This is a genomic window from Mucilaginibacter sp. P4_A11 (genome assembly GCF_056402535.1).
Map to the genome: position 1 here is coordinate 328,010 of NZ_JBFUHE010000002.1, position 19,505 is coordinate 347,514.

Consider the following 19,505-nt stretch of genomic DNA (forward strand, 5'->3'; position numbering starts at 1 on the left):
CTTGACTCCAGATATCTTTAATCTTAGAAAAATGATAGGCATTATACTATACGGAGCTGGAAACATATTTTCCCTTACCGCCGCTTTAGAGCGCTTAGGTATCCCCTATGGCTTTATCAACAGCGAGGAAGATTTTGATAAGTACGACCGCTATATCATCCCTGGTGTTGGCCATGCGGGTGCGGCCATGAATAAGCTTAAGGCTACCGGGCTTGTGCCGGCTATCAAAGCGTTAAAAAAACCTACGCTGGGTATTTGCGTGGGAATGCAGTTGCTTACTTCCTACTCAGAAGAGGGCGATTCTAACTTACTGGATATCATACCGGTTAAAACTTTAAGGTTTAAAGATAGCGCCGACTACAAAGTTCCGCACACTGGCTGGAACAGGGTTTACCCCGAAAAAGAAAACCCGCTATTTGAAAATATACCGTCAGGTTCACACTTTTACTTTGTACATTCATACTTTATTGAGTATGATAAAGCATACACTTTATTGGCCTCCAACTACGGAAATGAATTTTCGGCATCAATTTGGCTTAATAATTTTTATGGCGTACAATTCCACCCCGAAAAATCGGGCGAGTTTGGCGAAACATTGTTAACTAATTTCTCAAAAATATAAAAGGATATGTACATTATTCCTGCCATTGACATTTTGAACAAGAAGGTAGTCCGCCTTCGCGAAGGCGACTACGCACAGGTAACTGAATATGATGTTACCCTTGAAGAAATGATTGAGCGCTACCAAAGCAACGGCACCAACTTCATCCACATTATTGACCTTAACGGTGCAAAAAACGATTTCAGCAATCAGCAATACCTGTTTGATGTGATCCGCAAAACCGACATGAAGGTGCAATACGGCGGTGGTATCCGCAGTATCGAAAAAGTAAAAGAACTGATAGATGCAGGCGTTCACCGCGTAATTGTTGGCACACAAGCCCTTACTAACCCTGATTTTCTGCCAGATTTAAGCAAAGAGATTTGCGGAAAAGACAAATGTTCTGACCAGGTTGTTGTAGCCATCGACGTGCTTGACGAAGTGATCAAATACTCCGGATGGATGGAAAGCTCGCCCATCAAACTGATGGATTATGTTGATAAATGCCTTGCCTTAGGTTTCTTCCGTTTCCTGTGCACTGATATCAACAAAGACGGTAAGCTTGGCGGTGCCGGTATCGAACTATACGAAAAACTGCTTGATCATTCACCTTTTATTAAACTGATAGCTTCGGGCGGTGTAAGCTCTATGGGCGATATCGAAAAACTTAACCGCTTAAAAGTTGAATCGGTAGTGGTTGGTAAAGCAATATACGAGGGTCACATCACTATTGAAGATGTGAAACATTGGAATCTGGACGCGCTGATATCTATATAAAAATGTATTAAAAACGTCATTGCGAGGTACGAAGCAATCCCCTACTGGCAGGTCCGCCCTGTATAGTTCGCGATTGCTTCGTACCTCGCAATGACGGATGTATTAAATAGCCCCATGCTTGCTAAAAGAATTATCCCTTGTTTAGATGTTAAAGACGGGCGTACTGTTAAAGGTGTAAACTTTGTAGACCTTCGCGATGCCGGTGACCCAGTTGAACTGGCCTGGAACTATTCCAACCAGGGAGCCGATGAACTCGTTTTCCTGGATATTACCGCAACCGTTGAACGCCGTAAAACCATGGTTGAACTGGTAAAAGCTGTTGCAAGGCAAATCAATATCCCTTTCACCATTGGCGGCGGGATCAATGAAATTGCTGATGCTGACGCCTTACTAAATGCGGGAGCGGATAAAATTTCCATCAATTCGGCTGCGGTGCGTAACCCTAAGCTGATAGATGAACTGGCTGCCGCTTTCGGTGTTCAGTTTGTGGTGATAGCAGTTGATACCCGCAGTATTGGTGATAAAAATGTGGTACACCTGAACGGCGGCAGACTGCCAACAGAACGTCAAACATTGGAATGGATATTGGAAGCCGAAAGCCGTGGCGCAGGTGAGATCCTGCTTACCTCCATGGATCATGATGGTACCAAAGGAGGCTTTGATAATGGCTTGCTTAAAACTGTTAATGATGCTGTGCACATCCCGGTGATAGCTTCAGGCGGTGCCGGCAAGGTAGCGCACTTTGTTGATGTTTTTGAAAAAACCAATGTAGATGCAGCACTGGCGGCTTCGGTATTTCATTATGGTGAAATATTGATACCGGATTTGAAACGAATATTACAAGATAATAAGATTGAGGTAAGGATCTGAGATAAAAGCGGCGGCTTGTGCAATTCCCTCCCTTGGGAGGGTGTAGGGAGGGGTTTCAGCAACAGGTGTATTATAACAGGTGCATAAATCCCTCGTCGTCGTTGGTGTTATCATCAACAACAAGTTGCTCAACACAGGCGAGCCGTGCCGATAGCTATTGGTGACAAGAGCAAAGATTCGACAATATCCACACAGTTGCCGTGAGGACACGGCAACGAGGAAAATAGGAAAAGAAAAATGAACATAGATTTTGAAAAAACCGGCGGACTTGTCCCCGTAATTATACAGGACGAGCAAACCCTTGAGGTTTTGATGCTCGGTTACATGAACCAGGAAGCTTACGATAAAACCGTACAGGAAAATATCGTTACTTTTTATTCCCGCTCAAAAAACCGCCTGTGGACCAAAGGCGAAACCAGCAGCAACTTTCTGCATGTAAAAAACATCAGCATTGACTGCGATAACGATACCCTGCTTATTAAGGTTAAAGCCGATGGCCCTACCTGTCATACAGGCTCACGCAGCTGCTTCAATACCGAATTTAATCAAAACTTTATACTGGAGCTGGAAAACATCATTGCCGACAGGTATACAAATCCAGTAGAAGGATCGTACGTGAACAAGCTTCGCAATAAAGGCCTCAATAAAATAGCCCAGAAAGTTGGTGAAGAAGGCGTTGAAACGGTAATAGCAGCCCTTGCCGAAACTGAAACCGACCTGATCAATGAATCATCAGACCTTGTTTTCCATTTACTGGTTCTGCTTCGCGAAAAAGGTTTGACATTGGAAACGATTGCTAAAAACTTAGAATCGAGGCATAAGTAATTTTGTTCATGGTTCATAGATCATGGCTATTTTTTTAGTTCCATTCTATTATGAACTATGAACCAAACCCCATGAACTAAAAGCAATCACCGTACAAAAAACAGTCGAGATGTTACGAAGCATTTTTCTGCTACACCTTTTATTCTTCTTATTTGGCATTACCACAAGTAATGCGCAAAGCGGGAAGCTGAGAGCTCAGATAGCTGAAATTGCTAAAGATGCCAAAGGCACCGTTGGAGTTTCGATATTAAACCTTGAAACCCGCGATACATTATCATTGAATGGGCATGCTCATCTGCCTATGCAAAGCGTGATGAAATTCAGCATCGCAATTACCGTTTTGCATGAAATTGATAAAGGTCATTTTAAACTTGATCAGCTCATCCATATAGACAAAAGTGATTATTATGACACTTACAGTCCGCTGAAGGATAAAAACCCTGCGGCTGACGTTGATATTTCCATAAGGGAATTACTAAGCTATATGGTGTCATTAAGTGATAATATCGCCTGTGATGTACTAATAAAGACACTCGGCGGTATCAATAAAGTAAACGACTACATTCATAGCCTGGGAGTAAAAAACATTGCTTTTAAGGCCACCGAATTTCAGATGGCCCAGGCCTGGCCAATTCAATACACTAACTGGGCCCAAGTAACAGATCTTACCCATTTGCTTGATATCTCATTTAAACTAAACTTCCTTTCAGCAGCAAGCCACGCCTACCTTTGGCAGATCATGCAGGAAACATCAACCGGGCCCAGCCAGATCAAAGGACTGCTTCCAGCCGGTACAATTGTTTACCATAAAACCGGGCGATCGGGTACCAATGATGAAGGCATCACTGCCGCCACTAATGACATTGGCATTATAACCTTACCCAATGGCAAACATTTGGCAATAGCTATATTTGTAAGCGATACACCAGTTGATTTACCGATACGTGAATCAGTTATAGCCAGGATCGCTAAAGCGGCATTTGACAGCGCGGTGAAATAACAAACCTGCAACGGGTTAACTTAATTAATAACAAAAATGATCACCGTACAAAAAACCGCCGAACTTACAGGCCATACCAACCCGATCTTCACGCTTGAGCTATCGCAAAAGCCAGGGATCTTGTTTACCGGTGGGAATGATAAGGGCTTGGTTGAGTGGAGCCTGAAGGATTTTTCGTTCATTAAGGTGATGTTTCCGGTTAATGCATCTATTTACGCCATTCATTGTCCGGAGGGATACCCGCTAATGTTTGCCGGCTTACGCAGCGGTGAGGTTCTGGTATTTGATTTCATTCAGCAGAAATTACTTAAACCGTTAAGACATCACCGCAAGGCCATTTTTGACATCAAATCGTCGGTTAAAAAAGATGAATTACTGACCGCTTCTGAAGATGGCACGGTATCGGTATGGAGCCTTAAAACGTTGGAGATGGTACATAGCATAACCGTATCGAAGGATACCGTACGCTGCATCGCTGTTTCGCCCGATCAAAAACAGGTGGCTTTCGGTTGCCGCGATAATCATATCGCCATTTACGACCTGGAAGATTATACCATCATTAAAGCGCTTCACGGCCATACTATGGCTATTTTTTCGCTTGCCTACAGTCTGGATGGAAATTATCTTGCCTCTGGCTCACGCGATGCGCAGGTAAAGATCTGGGATGCGAATACCTATCACGAAACAAAAAATATCCCGGCACACTTGTTTGCGGTAAATCATATTGTGTTTCACCCTACCCTGCCCTATTTTGCTACTGCCAGTATGGATAAAAGCATCAAGATCTGGGGATCTGATGATTTTAAGCTTTACAAAAACATCAGCAGGGAAAAAGGCTACCCAGGCCATGTACTCTCTATCAATAAATTGGCTTGGGGTGCTGCCGATCAACTCCTTTCAGTAAGTGACGATAAAAAGATCATTTCCTGGGAGATCAAATTTAGCTGATAATTGCATTTCCAGGAAATCTACCTTACTTGCCTGTTTAACGGCAACACGCAGTCAAATTATACTCTTCCCCTGTCTGTACCTTTCCATTTCTGTTAAAGCAGTACAGGAGGTTTTATTTGGTAATATCATAAGCTTCTTTCCAAACAAGCGCCCAAAAAAATAATATTAAACGGTGTATTTTTAACACAAAATCCACTGTTTTAATATACTGGCAACTTCAGTCTATTCATTCCTATTTTGTTTATTCATTTTATTCATTGCAAAAAACAAAACAACATTTATAGTCAAATACTCGTAATTACACACTCAATACTCGAGTTCATAAAAGCAACCTAAATTTCAATCATAGCTTTTAAGAATATAAAAAATAGTATGAATAAGTATAGTTATGAGGCCAAAACTTATCATCTTTATTATTACATTCTTATTCACCATAGGCCTGTTAACAAACAGTACCTATGCGGCAACCACTTATGACTGGAAAGGAGGCAGCAGTACAGCCTGGGATACTCCCACAAACTGGAGCCCAAGCAGAACATCCCCTACCTCAACTGACATTCTGCAAATTGGCGTAGTATCATTTACCAATGCGCCAACGATAACCACCAGTACCAGCAGTGCCAGCACGTCATGCGCATCAATTACTTTCGGTACCATAACATCATCGATAACGTTAACAGTAAACGGCACCTTATCAGTAAGCGGAGCGATTTTACAAAACCCTCCTGCGTTATCATTGCTTGGGCTTGGAGGAACAATTACAACAACACTTACCGGTACAGGATCCATAACATGCGGCTCAATGCAGGTTGGCAGTACCACCTTTTTAAGTGTAGGCGCCATTACTGTAAACCAGGTAACAGTGGTGTCAAATGTTAGCTCATTGCAAATAAACGGAGATCTGAGTGTTTATGGAACCTCCAATTCGGTGGTTGTTTTGTTTGTAACTCTTTTGCAAACAAACAATTCCGCATTCTATCTGCGCGGAGGTACAACAACCATTAGCGGGCAAATTTACACCAACACGTCTGCGGCTTCGGGAGGAATATTAAATATTTCGCTGCTTTCATCCTCAACTGCTACGTTCACTGTAGATGTACCTTCAGGTTCAACGCTTACCCCCCGTTTGGTGTTAACTAATGTTACCCCTATTAAATCAACAAGTAATGCGGGATCGATAGACTTTTATAACAACGGAGGCGGGTCGGGAACCTGCACGGTTGAATACGCAGGCAGCAGCCAAACCGTATATACCGAAAGTACCAGCCAGCTCGATATCAGCCCTACCGCCTATCAAAATATAAAATTTTCAGCAACCGGCACAAAAACCATAAACTCAGGCGATCTAACCGTTTACGGTGACTGGAACTCGGCGTCAACATCGGGCAAGGTTGATGCGGTAACCAACAACCCTAACGTTATCTTTAAGGGGGCAGCTCAGTCACTAAGCGATGCCGGATCAGATGCGGGCAACGGTGTATTGTTTAAAAATGTTTTTGTACAAGGCAGCGGAACAAAAACAATGTCAGCTTCAGGCTCAGGGAAATTTGCAGTTTCCTCTGCAGGGATACTTACAATGGGAGGCACAGCTACATTGGCAGCAGGCGGAGTACTTACATTAAACTCGGATGCTACCGGTTCAGCAACTGTTGCAAGTATTCCCAGCGGTACCGCTATTACCGGCAATGTGAACGTGCAACGCTACATTAACGGCGGGGCAACAAAATACAGGGGATACCGTTTGTTAACCTCAACCGTTAATACAGGCACTTCAACTCCGGTTTTCACGTTGGCATATCTTAAAAACAACACATTTGTTACGGGCACAACATTGGCCGCAGGCGGCTTTGATGTTTCGCCGGGGGCTAATAACCCTTCCATTTACTTTTTTAAAGAAAGCCAGGCCGCTAACCAAAGCTCTTTTACATCCGGCTATTACAGGGGGGTTAACAGTTTGACTTCTCCATACTCTTTTGATGGTGAAACCGGCACCCGTTCTATCGGCATAGGCAACGGCTTTTTATTCTTTTTCCGTGGCGAYCGTACCGCGGCAGGTTCTATAAACAACGCCATATTTACTACTTATGTTCCGCAGCCTACAACAATGACCGAAACCGGAACATTAAACCAGGGAAATGTTACCGTGGCAAATTGGTACAACGGCGCATCGACCTTGCAATATTCAAACCCCGCCGTTAACACTCTTCAGGGTTATAACCTGGTAGGCAACCCTTATCCTGCCACTATAAATTTCGAAAAATTTAACCGTAAAGGCACATCCGGCAGCACTGCCGATCAAAAATCGTCTATCTATATTTCAGGGCAAAAGGCTCAAATTTATACAACCACGTCATCAAACGTGCCCCCCTTAACCTTCATATGGGTTTACAATGTAACAACTAAAATTTTGAGAGCTACCAGCAATATGCAGGGCAGATAACTTCTGTTAATGATACCACCATTACCGTTAACCCTGGTGTACAAAGCGTAATTGGCGGCGCGGCAAGTAATATGATTGCAAGCGGTCAGGGATTTTTTGTTATTGCAAATGGCAGCAGCCAGGCTTTAACATTCAGAGAATCGGCCAAGGTAACCAACCAGCCTTCTTCAACTACACTTGCGGGGGTATTCAGCCTGCCGCAAACTAAAACACCTATTGCACAAGCACTGAGCACGGGCAACAAAGCAATCATGAGCAGTGCAAACTCGCCAATTGCGGCCTCTGATATAACCGAGACGGCGGCTCAACCAAGCCCCGTTATGCATCTTTTACTTGAAAAAGACGCAGCAAATTTTGATGGTATCGCACTTGTATTTGACAAATGGGCAACGGCCGCCTTTAGTAAAGATAAAGATGCCGAAGACCTTGGCGGGAACGGCGCTTTGGAAAGTTTTTCGGCCTTAACCAGCGACAGCGTAAAAACAAGTATCCATCACCGTCCCTTACCCGGAAAAAAACAGGAAATAATCCCTCTTTTTGCAGATGCCACAACATCAGGTCAATATAAAATCAAATTAGCCGGTGTTAAAGATCTGCCTGCTATTTATGAAGTATGGCTTAAGGATAATTTCACCAAAGATTCGGTGAATATTAAAGCTTATACTGATTATAACTTTACCATAGATAAAAGTAATACTAACACTTTCGGCACCGGGAGGTTCCAACTTGTGATGCGCCAAAATCAGGCCCTCATGGTACATTTGCTCAACTTCGACGCTAAGAAGGTAACAGACGAAGCTCAAATTACCTGGCTTACCGAAAACGAGGCTAACTATACAACATATGTTGTTGAAAGAAGCACCAACAACGGTAAAACATTTGATCTTATAGGCACGCTTAACTCAAGCGGGGCAAAAAACTATTCGCTTAATGATAAAACACCGGCGCCTGGCCTTAACCAATATCGCTTAAAACAAATTGACTTAAATGGTGATGCCATTTACTCTAAAATTGCACCTGTGATGTTTGCCAATAAACCGCAAAATACTATAAGCAGTATCATAAGCCTGTACCCCAACCCGGCTACTGATATAATTCACGCCGAAATGTTAATAGGCAATAGCAGTACAGTAAAATACAAAATCAATATCACCAACAGCGAGGGTAAGGTTATAGCCACAGCTACATCATCGCAGTCTAACTGGCAAAATAATGTAGCTGCATTTGTTCCGGGTACTTATATCATGCAGGTAGTTAACAGCAAAGACAACACCGTTGTAGGGTTTAAGAAATTTATCAAGCAATAAGGATAATCAAAAAAAGCGCCTGATGCCACATAGATTATGAGTATGCTTTTTTTGTTCAAGCGAGTATATACCATCCTCATTGATGGTATCAATTTTAACTTTACCGGATGCGTGGATGATGTGCTCATTATTGAGCATAATACCCACATGCGTTACCCGGCCTTCGGCATTATCAAAAAAAGCCAGATCGCCCAGCCTGGCATCTCTTATGGAATTAACTTTATTACCTTCTTTTACCTGCATACTGGCATCACGTTTAAGTTTAAGGCCTTTAAGCTTATAAACTATTTGTGTAAAACCGGAGCAATCGATACCAAAATGCGTGCGGCCACCCCACAAATATGGGGAATTGAGGAATGATTTAGCAGTTGCCGCGATATCCTCAGGCTCGCCAACTTTCCCGATTATCTCAAAACGTTCGTTACCAACACGGCATGAAGTTCCTTCTAAAAAAGCAAGCGAACTGCCAGCTGGTAGATAAACAACACTGTTATCACCAATTTTCCAGGCCTGGGTAACGGCGTGGTAGGTAAGCTTAGGTGGATGGTTCTTAATATTTTTATACGCCATATGACCAAGCATAGCAAATTGCAGGCGACCTATCCATCCCACATATCCGTCACTTTCAGCAATGATCTTAACCCAGTTGTTTTGCCACTCGGTAATTTCAAACGCTTCGCCAAATAATAATTGCGACACCTGTTCGCTCCGCTCGTTAGGTTCGGCCCTAAGCGGGATTACGGACAGGTTACATATCCCGTACTCCATAGTTTCTGCAAATGTCAAATAAACAAAAATTCTACGCGTATTTTAAAAAACACACGGTTAGCAATTTAATATGATGTTAATTTATAATTGGTATCTGTAACCCTGGGGATAAAACCTACACGATAATACAAATATTTTTAGACTTTTCAATCAAACCTGAGATACCTTAAACTCAAGAACTTTACTTTGTCGCTACCTCAAATCTATTGCTAAATAAAAAGGGATATGCACCGCATATCCCTTTTTAATATCATTTAAAAATAAGTTTTTATTCGTTCATGTGCAGCCAGTCCTTTTTGGCAAGCAGTTCTTCTTCGCTTTCGCGGATATCTTCGTCATCAACACAACAATCAACCGGGCAAACTGCAGCACACTGAGGCTCATCATGAAAACCTACACATTCGGTACACTTATCAGGCACTATATAATATATATCGTCAGATAATGCAGCTTGTGTTTCTTCAGCATTCAGGGTATTACCATCGCCAAAATCAATTACCCCTTTCAGGCCCGTCCCGTCGCTAAAACGCCAGGCCGCTCCTGCATCATAAATAGCATTATTAGGGCATTCCGGTTCGCAGGCCCCGCAGTTTATGCATTCGTCGGTGATTTTAATCGCCATATTTCTAAATATCTAATAATCTCAATTAACTTTGCCTGCAAATTGCAAGCGCACAAATATAACAAAAAAAGGCTTTAAGGGTTTAATCCCCTACCATATATATGTCAAAAATTAATATAAAAAAATCAATAAATTCATTTTCGGAGCTGGGCAGGCAAATGCTATCGCCCGATGCATCGCTAAGCGCCCTTATCGAAAATGAACAATATCACAATGCCTGGTTCACGCCGGCAAGTGTTTCGGAGGCAGTAACAGCCATAGGTAATATGCTCAACGAAGCCGACCTAAGCACCTGGCTTTTAAAATATGACCTTGAAACAGGCAAGCCTGCAAAAAACGTTGGACTAATCCTGGCCGGCAATATCCCGCTGGTAGGTTTTCACGATGTTCTTTCCGTGATTGCTTCAGGCAACAAAGCACTAATCAAAGCTTCGTCGCAGGATGCCAGGCTTATCAAAGCTGTACTGGAAAAGCTGGTAACTATTGATGCTGATTTTGCCGGCAGCTTTAGCTTTGTTGACAGGCTGCAAGGCTTTGACGCCATCATAGCCACCGGCAGCAACAACAGCTCACGCTATTTTGATTATTACTTTGGCAAGGTGCCCAATATCATCCGTAAAAACCGTAACAGCATTGCTGTTTTAAGCGGCAAGGAAACTGCCGGAGATTTATTCAATTTAGGCCATGATATATTTGATTATTATGGACTTGGTTGCCGTAATGTGTCCAAAGTACTGGTACCGGAAGGTTATGACTTTACTTTCTTTTTTGAATCGATAGAAGATCATAAAGCCATCATCAATCATCACAAATACAATAACAATTACGATTATAATAAGTCCATATACCTCGTTAACCGTGATAAGCATTTAGATAATGGCTTTTTAATGGTTAAGGAAGATGACAGGCTGACATCCCCACTGTCAGCTTTATTCTTTAACTACTACCGCGACATGACAGAAGCTGAAAACATCATCAGTCAGAACGCTGAAAACATCCAGTGTATAGTAAGTACATTGCCCTTACAAGTAAAAAACCAGGTAGTAGGTTTTGGCCAAAGCCAGCAACCAAAATTATGGGATTATGCCGACGGTGTGGATACGATGGAATTTTTGTCAAGTCTTTAAATAAATAATACCTTTGGGAGTGAGCTAAAAGCAGAAGGCTTAAAGCCGAAAGCGCCTGTAAAAATATAAATTGCTTTAAGCTTTTTGCTTTGAGCCTTGAGCTAACAAAATGTATATCATAAAAGTTAAAGGCGTTGCCAAAATACCCGATTATGTACAGCTGCGCGATGATAAGTTTACGCTGCTGGCTTATTTCAGGGTCGACAGGCCGGAGAAATCGCTGGATAAAGTTGGATTAGGTGATAAGGCCGAACACATCATGAATATTATCAAAGACCTTCCTTTTGGGCAGATCTTAAAATTAGAGCTATAAAAACGATGATTGGAAATTCTATAATAAAACTAAACAACGTTGATATTTTTCAACAGGCGCACCTGGTACTTTCAAACGTAAATTTACATGTTGATAAAGGCGATTTTGTGTGGCTTATAGGCCAGACAGGATCAGGCAAAAGTAGCCTGCTAAAAGTAATTTATGGCGATTTAGGAATTAAAGCCGGCACAGGCCATGCCTGCGGCTATGAGTTGAGCAAGCTACCCAGCCGCGACATTCCCTATCTGCGCCGTAAATTGGGTATAGTTTTCCAGGATTTTCAGTTACTTACCGACCGCACCATTGAGCAAAACCTAAATTTTGTGATGCGTGCCACCGGTTGGAACGATAAAAAGCTGATCGCTGACAAAGCGCTTGACGTGCTTGAAAAAGTTGGTCTGCGTTCAAAATTAAAGAAAATGCCGCATGAGCTTTCAGGCGGCGAACAGCAGCGCGTGGTTATTGCACGTGCCCTGCTTAATGACCCTGAAATAATCCTCGCCGATGAGCCTACGGGCAACCTCGATCCCGAAACATCCGAAGAAATTGTTTTGCTCCTTAAACAGATCAGTCAATCGGGCACAGCCGTATTGGTAGCTACTCACGATTATCACATTATCCGTGCTTTCCCATCGCGCATTATCAAATGCGAAAATGGTAAGGTTTTGGAAGATGTGGAGATATAAAAATTATTTTACCGTCATTGCGAGGTACGAAGCAATCGCAAACTGTACAGGGCAACTTGCTTAGCTACTCTGCCTATAGGGGATTGCTTCGTACCTCGCAATGACGCTTTTAAAAGTCCAACCCGCCAAATCAGCGGTGCATTATGTCACCATTTCTTAAAATTGCTTCATGCCACTGACAGCTTGACCGTTTTGCGGCTATGGCAAGATACTTGATTGGCACTACTCGCTATGAAATTTAACGATATGTTGAAGAAAAAGAAGACAGAAAATACGAATAATATAAACGAAGTGAACAACGATCAAACGCATAATGAAGGGCAGGATCAAGCCCCTGTAGCAGAAGATACAGCTACAGAAACCCAGGAAACCGCTGCTCCTACTGCAGAAGAAAAGCTGAAAGACGAACTGGCACAGGCTAATGATAAGTACTTGCGTTTATATGCCGAATTTGATAACTTCAGGAGACGTACTATTAAAGAACGTGAGGAAGCGCGCAAAACTGAAGGTAAAGATGTGATTGTGGCTTTATTACCTGTACTTGATGACTTTGAACGCGCGCAACGTGCTATGGAGAAGGCTACCGAGGTTGCTCCAGTTAAAGAAGGTGTTACCTTGATTCAAAACAAGCTAAAAAATATATTGGGGCAGAAAGGCCTGAAAGAAATGACATCAATCGGCGATGCCTTTGATGCTGACCTGCATGAGGCCATTACCAACATTCCGGCGCCTACAGATAACCTTAAAGGCAAGGTAATGGATGAAATGGAAAAAGGATACACCCTGAACGACAAAGTGGTTCGTTTTGCCAAAGTGGTAGTTGGAGCGTAAATTAATTAGTGAATTATTGAATTAGCGAATTAGTGATTGATGCTTGTTTGCCGAATTCAGTTCTTCTTTTAATGCTTTACTAAATAAATAAAATATCAGAATACGGGTTGGTAATTTTTAAATCACTAACTCACTAATTCAATAATTCAACATTAAACATGGCTAAGAGAGATTATTACGATGTGCTTGGAGTTGCAAAAGGTGCAAGTGCTGATGACATAAAAAAAGCATATCGTAAAATGGCTATTAAATATCACCCTGATAAAAACCAGGGCGATAAAGAAGCTGAAGAAAAATTCAAGGAAGCTGCCGAAGCTTACGAAGTATTGAGCACTCCTGAAAAACGTCAGCGGTATGACCAGTTTGGTCACGCTGCCAACGCGTCATCACCAAATGGCGGCGGTTATGGCGGTGGCGGTGGTATGAATATGGACGACATATTCAGCCAGTTTGGCGATATTTTTGGCGGCGGCAGTCCGTTTGAAGGTTTCTTTGGCGGTGGTCGTCAAGGCGGTGGAGGCGGCAGGCGTGTAGCCCGCGGCAGCAACCTGCGCATTAAAGTGCGTTTAACCCTTGAAGAAATTGCCAACGGTGCCGAAAAGAAAATCAAGGTTAACAAACAGATCATCTGTAAAACCTGCGACGGCAGCGGTGCAAAAGATAAATCATCATTCCAAACCTGTAAAACCTGCGGTGGCTCCGGAGCTGTGCGCAGGGTAACCAATACTATTTTGGGCCAGATGCAAACTACCAGCACCTGCCCTACCTGTAATGGTGAAGGTTCAACCATACTGTCAAAATGTACCGTTTGTCATGGTGATGGCGTTGTTCGCGGTGAAGAACTGATCACTATACAAGTACCTGCCGGCGTTAGTGAAGGTATGCAGTTGAGCATGAGCGGCAAAGGTAACGCGGCCCCACGGGGCGGTGTTCCCGGAGATCTAATCATCCTGATTGAGGAAGTACCTCACGAAACACTTAAACGTGATGGTAACAATGTGATCTACGACCTGCATGTAAACTTTGTTGATGCTACTTTAGGTACATCTGTTGAAGTACCCACTATTGATGGCAAAGCCAAGATAAAAATTGATCCAGGAACACAAGGTGGCAAGATCCTGCGCCTGAAAGCTAAAGGCTTACCAGAAGTAAACTCATATCACCGCGGCGACCAATTGATCCACATTAACATATGGACACCAAAGGCCCTGAGCCGCGAAGAGCGTGAGATCCTGGAAAAACTACAAAGCTCTCCCAACTTTAAACCCAATCCGGGCAAAAACGAGAAAAGTTTCTTTGAACGAATGAAGGAATATTTTGAGTAGTCTTTGAGGTGAAAGCATAAAGCATACAAAAGCCCGGAGTTTTAACAACTTCGGGCTTTTTAGTTTTGCAACAAGTTCAAACACGGACGCTTGAACTTGCATTATATCACCCCGGCTTTTTCCAGTTCCACCTGCATTTGTTGCTGCAAGCTAAGCGCTTCGGCACGGGCAGCATCAGCAAAATCTTCACCGTTACTCGCATATAATATTGAGCGGGATGAGTTTACAATAAGGCCGCAATCTTTAGTGATACCGTACTTACAAACCTCTTCCAGGCTTCCACCTTGTGCACCTACTCCGGGTACCAGTAAGAAATTGTCGGGCGCATATGCGCGGATGTTAGTAAACTCTGTGCTTTTGGTAGCACCTACGACGTACATGATCCTATCGGCACCGGCCCAGGTATTGGCCTTTTTAATTACATTTTCATACAAATAGCCATCACCGGTTTGCAGGTATTGAAAGTCCTTGCTTCCGACAGATGACGTAAGGGCTAAAATGATGACCCATTTACCTTCATAAGCAAGGTAGGGCGTAACGCTGTCGCTACCCATATAAGGTGTAATGGTGATAGCGTCAAAGCTCATTCCGCCCGATTGCTCGTCAAAAAATGCTTTGGCATATTTATCGGATGTATTGCCGATATCGCCGCGTTTTGCATCAATGATACTCAAACAATCTTTAGGCAGGTATTTATAGGTATCAATTAAGCTTTGCAGTCCTTTTATTCCATAAGCCTCGTAAAAAGCGGCATTAGGCTTATAGGCTATACAGAGATCCTGCGTAGCATCAATGATCCGTTTGTTGAATTCAAGTATAGGATCGGGATATGATCTTAAAAATTCGGGGATCTTGTTGATATCGGGATCAAGCCCAACACATAAAAACGATTTCTTTTTTTTGATCTGTTCAATTAACTCCTGGCGAGACATCATCAGCTGCTGAATAATATTTTAATTGTCAAAAAAACTAAAAATTTGGCTTATGTGTTCTGATATAGGTGATATTTATTTAATTAATTTGAAATTAAAGAATAATTGTTTACACTTGCATCGTTTTCCATTGAATTTTTCTTGCACTAAAGAAACAATTTAAATCACCACGCTTTTTATTATCACTTTCATATAATACTTGCATGGGTTTGGATGTTTACTAAAAACAAGGTTTCAGGATCAATTTCTTTCAATTATAGCCGCATATGTTTTTACATGTGCTCAAAGCTTTACACTTGCATAGAAATTTTTACCGTTTGAAAACACATTACAATTAAAAAATCCCATTGAACTATAATTCATATCATGTCTGATAAAATTGAATTGACCGACAAACTCGTTTCTGAGTTGCGCGAAATTGCCAGAAATTTAGGTATTGCTGAGGCCGACGAACTACGTAAAGCTCAGCTTGTTGCCCGCATTATTGAACAACAACAACTTATTGAGGCCGCCAGGGCCCAACAAAATCTTGTTGAATCAAACTATACCCCCACCCCCGCTCCAGGTGAAGAACCTGCCGAAACCGCGGAAAAACCCCGCAAAAGGGCCCGCGTTATAAAAACTAAAGATTCGTCAAAGCCGCGTGTTGAAGTTCCGTTAGACGATACCAATCTGTTTGATGCACAGGATGATGAGCCATCACAGGAAGACCCGGAAACTGAAGCTCCTGCTGTAACTGCAGAAACAGAAGCTCCGCAGGCAGGCGAAACAGTGACACGTACAGAAGAAGTTGTTCCGGAAGCCCGCCCGCAAAAATTTGAGCGTAGGGTTAACAGCAACCAAAATCAGCAAAAAGCTCAGGAGATCCCAATCAATCTCGACTTTGATAATGTAATTGTAAATGAAGGTGTTTTGGAAATTATGCCTGATGGTTATGGTTTCCTTCGTTCATCTGATTATAACTACCTTACTTCTCCCGACGATATTTACGTATCACAATCACAAATAAAATTATTCGGTCTTAAAACAGGTGATACTGTTAGAGGCAGCATCCGTCCTCCAAAAGAAGGCGAAAAATACTTTCCGCTGGTGCGCGTAGAGGCTATTAACGGCCGTATCCCTGCCGAAGTGCGTGACCGTGTACCTTTTGATCACTTAACACCGCTGTTCCCTTCTGAGAAATTGAGCCTGTTCACCGATCCGAACAATTATTCAACCCGCATCATGGACCTGTTTTCGCCAATTGGTAAAGGTCAGCGTGGTTTGATCGTGGCGCAACCAAAAACAGGTAAAACCATGTTATTGAAGGATGTAGCTAATGCAATAGCAAAAAACCATCCCGAAGTATACCTTATTATATTACTAATTGACGAGCGTCCTGAGGAGGTTACCGATATGGCCCGCAGCGTACGTGCCGAAGTTGTTTCATCAACCTTTGATGAGCCAGCTGAGCGCCACGTAAAAATTGCCAACATTGTGCTTGAAAAAGCAAAACGTATGGTTGAGTGCGGTCATGACGTAGTGATCCTGTTGGATTCAATCACCCGTTTAGCCCGTGCTTATAACACTGTTGCCCCTGCATCAGGTAAAATATTATCAGGTGGTGTTGATGCAAACGCGCTTCACAAACCTAAACGCTTCTTTGGTGCAGCCCGTAACATTGAGGATGGTGGTTCATTAACCATCATTGCTACCGCGCTTACCGAAACCGGTTCAAAAATGGACGAAGTTATTTTTGAAGAATTTAAAGGTACAGGTAACATGGAGCTGCAACTGGATCGTAAATTATCAAACAAACGCATCTTCCCGGCTATTGATATCACAGCTTCAAGTACCCGTCGTGACGACTTACTGCTTGACCGTGATACACTTCAGCGTATCTGGATCCTTCGTAACCACCTTGCTGATATGAATTCGCAGGAATCAATGGAGTTTTTACAAGGTCAGATCAGGGGTACAAAAACTAACGAAGAATTTCTGATTTCGATGAATTCGTAATATTTTAGCGATAATGAAGTTATAGGTAAGTAGAATATTATTTGTAACTTCATTATTACTTAATAAATTCCTGATAACTTCATGGCGAAATGAAGAGACGCGTAAAAAAACACCTTCCTAATGCTATTACCTGTGCCAACCTGTTTAGCGGTTGTATAGGGATTGTTTTCGCCTTCCAGGGTAATCTGGTAGTGGCAGCCTATGCCATTTTTCTCAGCTCGATATTTGACTTTTTCGACGGCCTTGCTTCAAGGGTATTAAATTCTTACTCGTTTATAGGTAAAGATCTTGACTCATTGGCCGATATGGTAAGCTTTGGCGTACTGCCTTCGGTTATTATGTACGAGCTGTTTTTACAGGCACCCCAAATAAATAATGTTAGCTGGATATTAAACTTTGTAGCGTTCCTGCTGCCTGTATTCTCGGCATTGAGGCTTGCTAAATTCAATAATGACACCCGACAATCGGATAGTTTTATAGGTTTGCCTACACCCGCAAACGCCATACTGATAGCATCGTTACCTTTAATAGTACAACAGTACGATGCTTTGGCCCATTATATACTAAACCCGTACTTCCTTACTGTTTTGGTATTGATAATGTGCTCGCTGCTTGTATCCGAGATACCGCTCATGTCGCTTAAGTTCAAGAACCGCGACTTTAACAAAAACATTTTCCGCTATTTACTGCTCTTGTTTTCGGCAATACTCATACTATTTTTTAAATTTGTGGCCGTTCCGGTGGTTATATTTATTTATATCACCTTGTCTCTAATTCAAACAAAACTCACAAATGACAAAGTTCCAGGCTGAAATCGACGTAATGCCAAAAAGAGAAATACTTGACCCGCAAGGAAAAGCAGTGACCGGTAGCATGAAAAACCTTGGCTTAGCCGAAATTCATAACGTGCGCATTGGCAAACACATTACGCTTGAAATAGAAGCCGAAAATGCGGAATCCGCCGGCGCCAAAGTTGACCAGGCCTGCAAAAACCTATTGGCTAACCTCATCATGGAAAGCTATACTTTTAAAATAGAAGAAGTAGCTTAAAGCTCAAGGCTTAAAGCCAAAAGCTTATAAAGCAAAAACATCAAGATAAAAAGAAGGCAACCTTTTGGGTTGCCTTTCTTATTTATATCCTCCAAACAGAAAGGAAAGCTTTCTGCTTTCAGCCTTCGGCTTTAAGCTTACAAATTCGCTTCTTTCTCGGCCTTAATTTCTTTTAAGGTGATCAGGTTTGCTGATACCATGCTGTTTACCTGGTTAAATTTTTCAAATATTTCGGTTGGATTTTCGCCACCTGCTTTGCAGGCTAGTTCAACTTCCTGTATAGTAGCCTGGCTTATGGGCATACCAAAAAAGCCAAGGTTGGGTTTTAATTTATGAGCAGCCTGTGCGGCCAATGCCCAGTCCTGGTTATTTAACGCGCTGCTGATAGTATTAAGTAATTCGGGCGATTGCTCAAGGAACATCCCTATCGAGTCGACAATAAAATCGTCGCTCCCATCAGCAATCTCGTATAAAAAAGAAAGATCAAGATCCTGATCTGGTGAAATATCTGCCATTATAAAAGCTTTGTGTTTATTCAAAAATATGCTTTTTTACGATTAAGTTGTCCTTTAGTTCATCCTTTAGCTGCAAAATATTTTTTTTAAATACCGGATGAATAAGGTCAGGCGCTATCTCGGCCAAAGGGATCAGCGTAAAACTGCGTTTATATAATTCGGGGTGAGGTACTACCAGGTTAAAATCATGGATCACTGCATCGCCATAAAACAAAATATCAATATCAATAATGCGCGAGCCCCATTTAATCTCCCGCTTACGCCCCATTTGCAGTTCAATACCCAATATTTTCTCCAGAACATCCTGCGCCGAAAGATCCGTTTGCAGCATCAGTACCTGGTTTAAATAGTCGGGTTCATCGGTTTTTCCCCACGATTGGGTTTCATAAACCGATGACGTAAGCTTAACCGGGGCAATTTGGGCCGAAATAGATTCAATTGCCTGTTGCAGAAACAATTCGCGGGTACCGAGGTTACCCCCAAGTAATAAAAAAACATCAATCATGTTGTAACAAATATAATGGAAACCGCTCTTAGCATTATACGGCACCTTATTACTAAGTTTGC

At 42.4% G+C, this 19,505-nt stretch carries 20 protein-coding genes and 1 pseudogene; 16 read left to right on the top strand and 5 right to left on the bottom strand.

Going from position 1 to position 19,505, the window contains the following annotated elements; translation table 11 throughout:
- Window positions 1–31: 31 nt before the first annotated feature.
- The 8 genes and pseudogenes from hisH (at window position 32) to AC1DUD_RS05245 (ending at window position 8,771) form a co-directional block, all read left to right on the top strand.
- Window positions 32–622, top strand: a complete 591-nt coding sequence (hisH, locus tag AC1DUD_RS05210) for an imidazole glycerol phosphate synthase subunit HisH (protein WP_477372302.1) — start codon at window positions 32–34, stop codon at window positions 620–622.
- 6 nt (window positions 623–628) lie between these two features.
- On the top strand, window positions 629–1,378 hold the full coding sequence (locus tag AC1DUD_RS05215; RefSeq protein WP_330859129.1) for a 1-(5-phosphoribosyl)-5-[(5-phosphoribosylamino)methylideneamino]imidazole-4-carboxamide isomerase: 750 nt from the start codon (window positions 629–631) through the stop codon (window positions 1,376–1,378).
- A 114-nt stretch (window positions 1,379–1,492) separates the two neighbouring features.
- Window positions 1,493–2,248, top strand: a complete 756-nt coding sequence (gene hisF, locus AC1DUD_RS05220) for an imidazole glycerol phosphate synthase subunit HisF (RefSeq protein WP_477372304.1) — start codon at window positions 1,493–1,495, stop codon at window positions 2,246–2,248.
- Window positions 2,249–2,479: 231 nt separating this feature from the next.
- Window positions 2,480–3,073: pseudogene (gene hisIE, locus AC1DUD_RS05225) on the top strand (bifunctional phosphoribosyl-AMP cyclohydrolase/phosphoribosyl-ATP diphosphatase HisIE); the annotation flags it as partial.
- Window positions 3,074–3,182: 109 nt separating this feature from the next.
- Entirely contained in the window at window positions 3,183–4,073 is an 891-nt protein-coding gene (bla, locus tag AC1DUD_RS05230; protein WP_477372306.1) for a class A beta-lactamase, subclass A2, read from the top strand.
- Between the two features lie 36 nt (window positions 4,074–4,109).
- On the top strand, window positions 4,110–5,021 hold the full coding sequence (locus AC1DUD_RS05235) for a WD40 repeat domain-containing protein (RefSeq protein WP_477372308.1): 912 nt from the start codon (window positions 4,110–4,112) through the stop codon (window positions 5,019–5,021).
- Between the two features lie 391 nt (window positions 5,022–5,412).
- Window positions 5,413–7,464, top strand: a complete 2,052-nt coding sequence (locus AC1DUD_RS05240) for a hypothetical protein (protein WP_477372310.1) — start codon at window positions 5,413–5,415, stop codon at window positions 7,462–7,464.
- A gap of 71 nt (window positions 7,465–7,535) precedes the next feature.
- A complete protein-coding gene (locus AC1DUD_RS05245; RefSeq protein WP_477372312.1) occupies window positions 7,536–8,771 on the top strand; it encodes a T9SS type A sorting domain-containing protein in 1,236 nt (411 codons plus the stop codon).
- Between the two features lie 6 nt (window positions 8,772–8,777).
- On the opposite strand, the gene AC1DUD_RS05250 is transcribed toward AC1DUD_RS05245, so the two are convergent.
- Complete coding sequence (locus tag AC1DUD_RS05250; protein ID WP_477372314.1) at window positions 8,778–9,539, bottom strand: C40 family peptidase; 762 nt, start codon at window positions 9,537–9,539, stop codon at window positions 8,778–8,780.
- A 268-nt stretch (window positions 9,540–9,807) separates the two neighbouring features.
- Window positions 9,808–10,161 carry a 4Fe-4S dicluster domain-containing protein gene (locus AC1DUD_RS05255; RefSeq protein ID WP_121229730.1) on the bottom strand — a complete coding sequence of 118 codons (354 nt, stop codon included), beginning with the start codon at window positions 10,159–10,161 and terminating at the stop codon, window positions 9,808–9,810.
- A gap of 101 nt (window positions 10,162–10,262) precedes the next feature.
- Between AC1DUD_RS05255 and AC1DUD_RS05260 the strand changes: the two genes are divergently transcribed.
- The 5 genes from AC1DUD_RS05260 (at window position 10,263) to dnaJ (ending at window position 14,443) form a co-directional block, all read left to right on the top strand.
- Window positions 10,263–11,288 (top strand): acyl-CoA reductase, encoded by a 1,026-nt coding sequence (locus tag AC1DUD_RS05260; RefSeq protein ID WP_477372316.1) that lies wholly within the window; start codon window positions 10,263–10,265, stop codon window positions 11,286–11,288.
- A gap of 109 nt (window positions 11,289–11,397) precedes the next feature.
- On the top strand, window positions 11,398–11,601 hold the full coding sequence (locus tag AC1DUD_RS05265; RefSeq protein ID WP_121229732.1) for a fructose-6-phosphate aldolase: 204 nt from the start codon (window positions 11,398–11,400) through the stop codon (window positions 11,599–11,601).
- 5 nt (window positions 11,602–11,606) lie between these two features.
- Entirely contained in the window at window positions 11,607–12,287 is a 681-nt protein-coding gene (locus AC1DUD_RS05270) for a cell division ATP-binding protein FtsE (protein ID WP_090526556.1), read from the top strand.
- A gap of 231 nt (window positions 12,288–12,518) precedes the next feature.
- Window positions 12,519–13,118, top strand: coding sequence for a nucleotide exchange factor GrpE (locus tag AC1DUD_RS05275; RefSeq protein WP_477372319.1), 600 nt, complete (start codon window positions 12,519–12,521; stop codon window positions 13,116–13,118).
- A gap of 158 nt (window positions 13,119–13,276) precedes the next feature.
- Window positions 13,277–14,443 carry a molecular chaperone DnaJ gene (gene dnaJ / locus AC1DUD_RS05280; protein ID WP_477372321.1) on the top strand — a complete coding sequence of 389 codons (1,167 nt, stop codon included), beginning with the start codon at window positions 13,277–13,279 and terminating at the stop codon, window positions 14,441–14,443.
- 101 nt (window positions 14,444–14,544) lie between these two features.
- Here the strand turns inward: dnaJ and pyrF are convergent, their stop codons facing one another.
- A complete protein-coding gene (gene pyrF, locus AC1DUD_RS05285) occupies window positions 14,545–15,375 on the bottom strand; it encodes an orotidine-5'-phosphate decarboxylase (RefSeq protein WP_477373028.1) in 831 nt (276 codons plus the stop codon).
- A 366-nt stretch (window positions 15,376–15,741) separates the two neighbouring features.
- Here pyrF and rho point away from each other — a divergent pair, with 366 nt between their 5' ends.
- The 3 genes from rho (at window position 15,742) to purS (ending at window position 18,423) form a co-directional block, all read left to right on the top strand.
- A complete protein-coding gene (rho, locus tag AC1DUD_RS05290) occupies window positions 15,742–17,373 on the top strand; it encodes a transcription termination factor Rho (RefSeq protein ID WP_477372323.1) in 1,632 nt (543 codons plus the stop codon).
- A gap of 89 nt (window positions 17,374–17,462) precedes the next feature.
- The gene (gene pssA / locus AC1DUD_RS05295; RefSeq protein WP_477372325.1) at window positions 17,463–18,185 is read left to right on the top strand and encodes a CDP-diacylglycerol--serine O-phosphatidyltransferase; all 723 of its coding nucleotides are present in this window, start codon (window positions 17,463–17,465) and stop codon (window positions 18,183–18,185) included.
- The gene (gene purS / locus AC1DUD_RS05300; protein ID WP_477372327.1) at window positions 18,166–18,423 is read left to right on the top strand and encodes a phosphoribosylformylglycinamidine synthase subunit PurS; all 258 of its coding nucleotides are present in this window, start codon (window positions 18,166–18,168) and stop codon (window positions 18,421–18,423) included. The genes pssA and purS overlap by 20 nt, the downstream gene beginning before the upstream one ends.
- A 137-nt stretch (window positions 18,424–18,560) precedes the next feature.
- On the opposite strand, the gene AC1DUD_RS05305 is transcribed toward purS, so the two are convergent.
- Window positions 18,561–18,938, bottom strand: a complete 378-nt coding sequence (locus tag AC1DUD_RS05305; RefSeq protein WP_477372329.1) for an Hpt domain-containing protein — start codon at window positions 18,936–18,938, stop codon at window positions 18,561–18,563.
- 16 nt (window positions 18,939–18,954) lie between these two features.
- Window positions 18,955–19,443, bottom strand: a complete 489-nt coding sequence (gene folK, locus AC1DUD_RS05310) for a 2-amino-4-hydroxy-6-hydroxymethyldihydropteridine diphosphokinase (protein WP_477372331.1) — start codon at window positions 19,441–19,443, stop codon at window positions 18,955–18,957.
- Window positions 19,444–19,505 lie beyond the last annotated feature (62 nt).

Coding starts and splice junctions, on each gene's coding strand:
- AC1DUD_RS05250 (WP_477372314.1), bottom strand. CDS start 9,539: ATGGAGTACGGGATATGTAACCTGTCCGTAATCCCGCTTAGGGCCGAA.
- AC1DUD_RS05215 (WP_330859129.1), top strand. CDS start 629: ATGTACATTATTCCTGCCATTGACATTTTGAACAAGAAGGTAGTCCGC.
- AC1DUD_RS05260 (WP_477372316.1), top strand. CDS start 10,263: ATGTCAAAAATTAATATAAAAAAATCAATAAATTCATTTTCGGAGCTG.
- pyrF (WP_477373028.1), bottom strand. CDS start 15,375: ATGTCTCGCCAGGAGTTAATTGAACAGATCAAAAAAAAGAAATCGTTT.
- pssA (WP_477372325.1), top strand. CDS start 17,463: ATGAAGAGACGCGTAAAAAAACACCTTCCTAATGCTATTACCTGTGCC.
- dnaJ (WP_477372321.1), top strand. CDS start 13,277: ATGGCTAAGAGAGATTATTACGATGTGCTTGGAGTTGCAAAAGGTGCA.
- rho (WP_477372323.1), top strand. CDS start 15,742: ATGTCTGATAAAATTGAATTGACCGACAAACTCGTTTCTGAGTTGCGC.
- AC1DUD_RS05235 (WP_477372308.1), top strand. CDS start 4,110: ATGATCACCGTACAAAAAACCGCCGAACTTACAGGCCATACCAACCCG.
- bla (WP_477372306.1), top strand. CDS start 3,183: ATGTTACGAAGCATTTTTCTGCTACACCTTTTATTCTTCTTATTTGGC.
- AC1DUD_RS05275 (WP_477372319.1), top strand. CDS start 12,519: ATGAAATTTAACGATATGTTGAAGAAAAAGAAGACAGAAAATACGAAT.
- AC1DUD_RS05245 (WP_477372312.1), top strand. CDS start 7,536: ATGATTGCAAGCGGTCAGGGATTTTTTGTTATTGCAAATGGCAGCAGC.
- AC1DUD_RS05305 (WP_477372329.1), bottom strand. CDS start 18,938: ATGGCAGATATTTCACCAGATCAGGATCTTGATCTTTCTTTTTTATAC.
- hisH (WP_477372302.1), top strand. CDS start 32: ATGATAGGCATTATACTATACGGAGCTGGAAACATATTTTCCCTTACC.
- hisF (WP_477372304.1), top strand. CDS start 1,493: ATGCTTGCTAAAAGAATTATCCCTTGTTTAGATGTTAAAGACGGGCGT.
- AC1DUD_RS05265 (WP_121229732.1), top strand. CDS start 11,398: ATGTATATCATAAAAGTTAAAGGCGTTGCCAAAATACCCGATTATGTA.
- AC1DUD_RS05255 (WP_121229730.1), bottom strand. CDS start 10,161: ATGGCGATTAAAATCACCGACGAATGCATAAACTGCGGGGCCTGCGAA.
- AC1DUD_RS05270 (WP_090526556.1), top strand. CDS start 11,607: ATGATTGGAAATTCTATAATAAAACTAAACAACGTTGATATTTTTCAA.
- purS (WP_477372327.1), top strand. CDS start 18,166: ATGACAAAGTTCCAGGCTGAAATCGACGTAATGCCAAAAAGAGAAATA.
- folK (WP_477372331.1), bottom strand. CDS start 19,443: ATGATTGATGTTTTTTTATTACTTGGGGGTAACCTCGGTACCCGCGAA.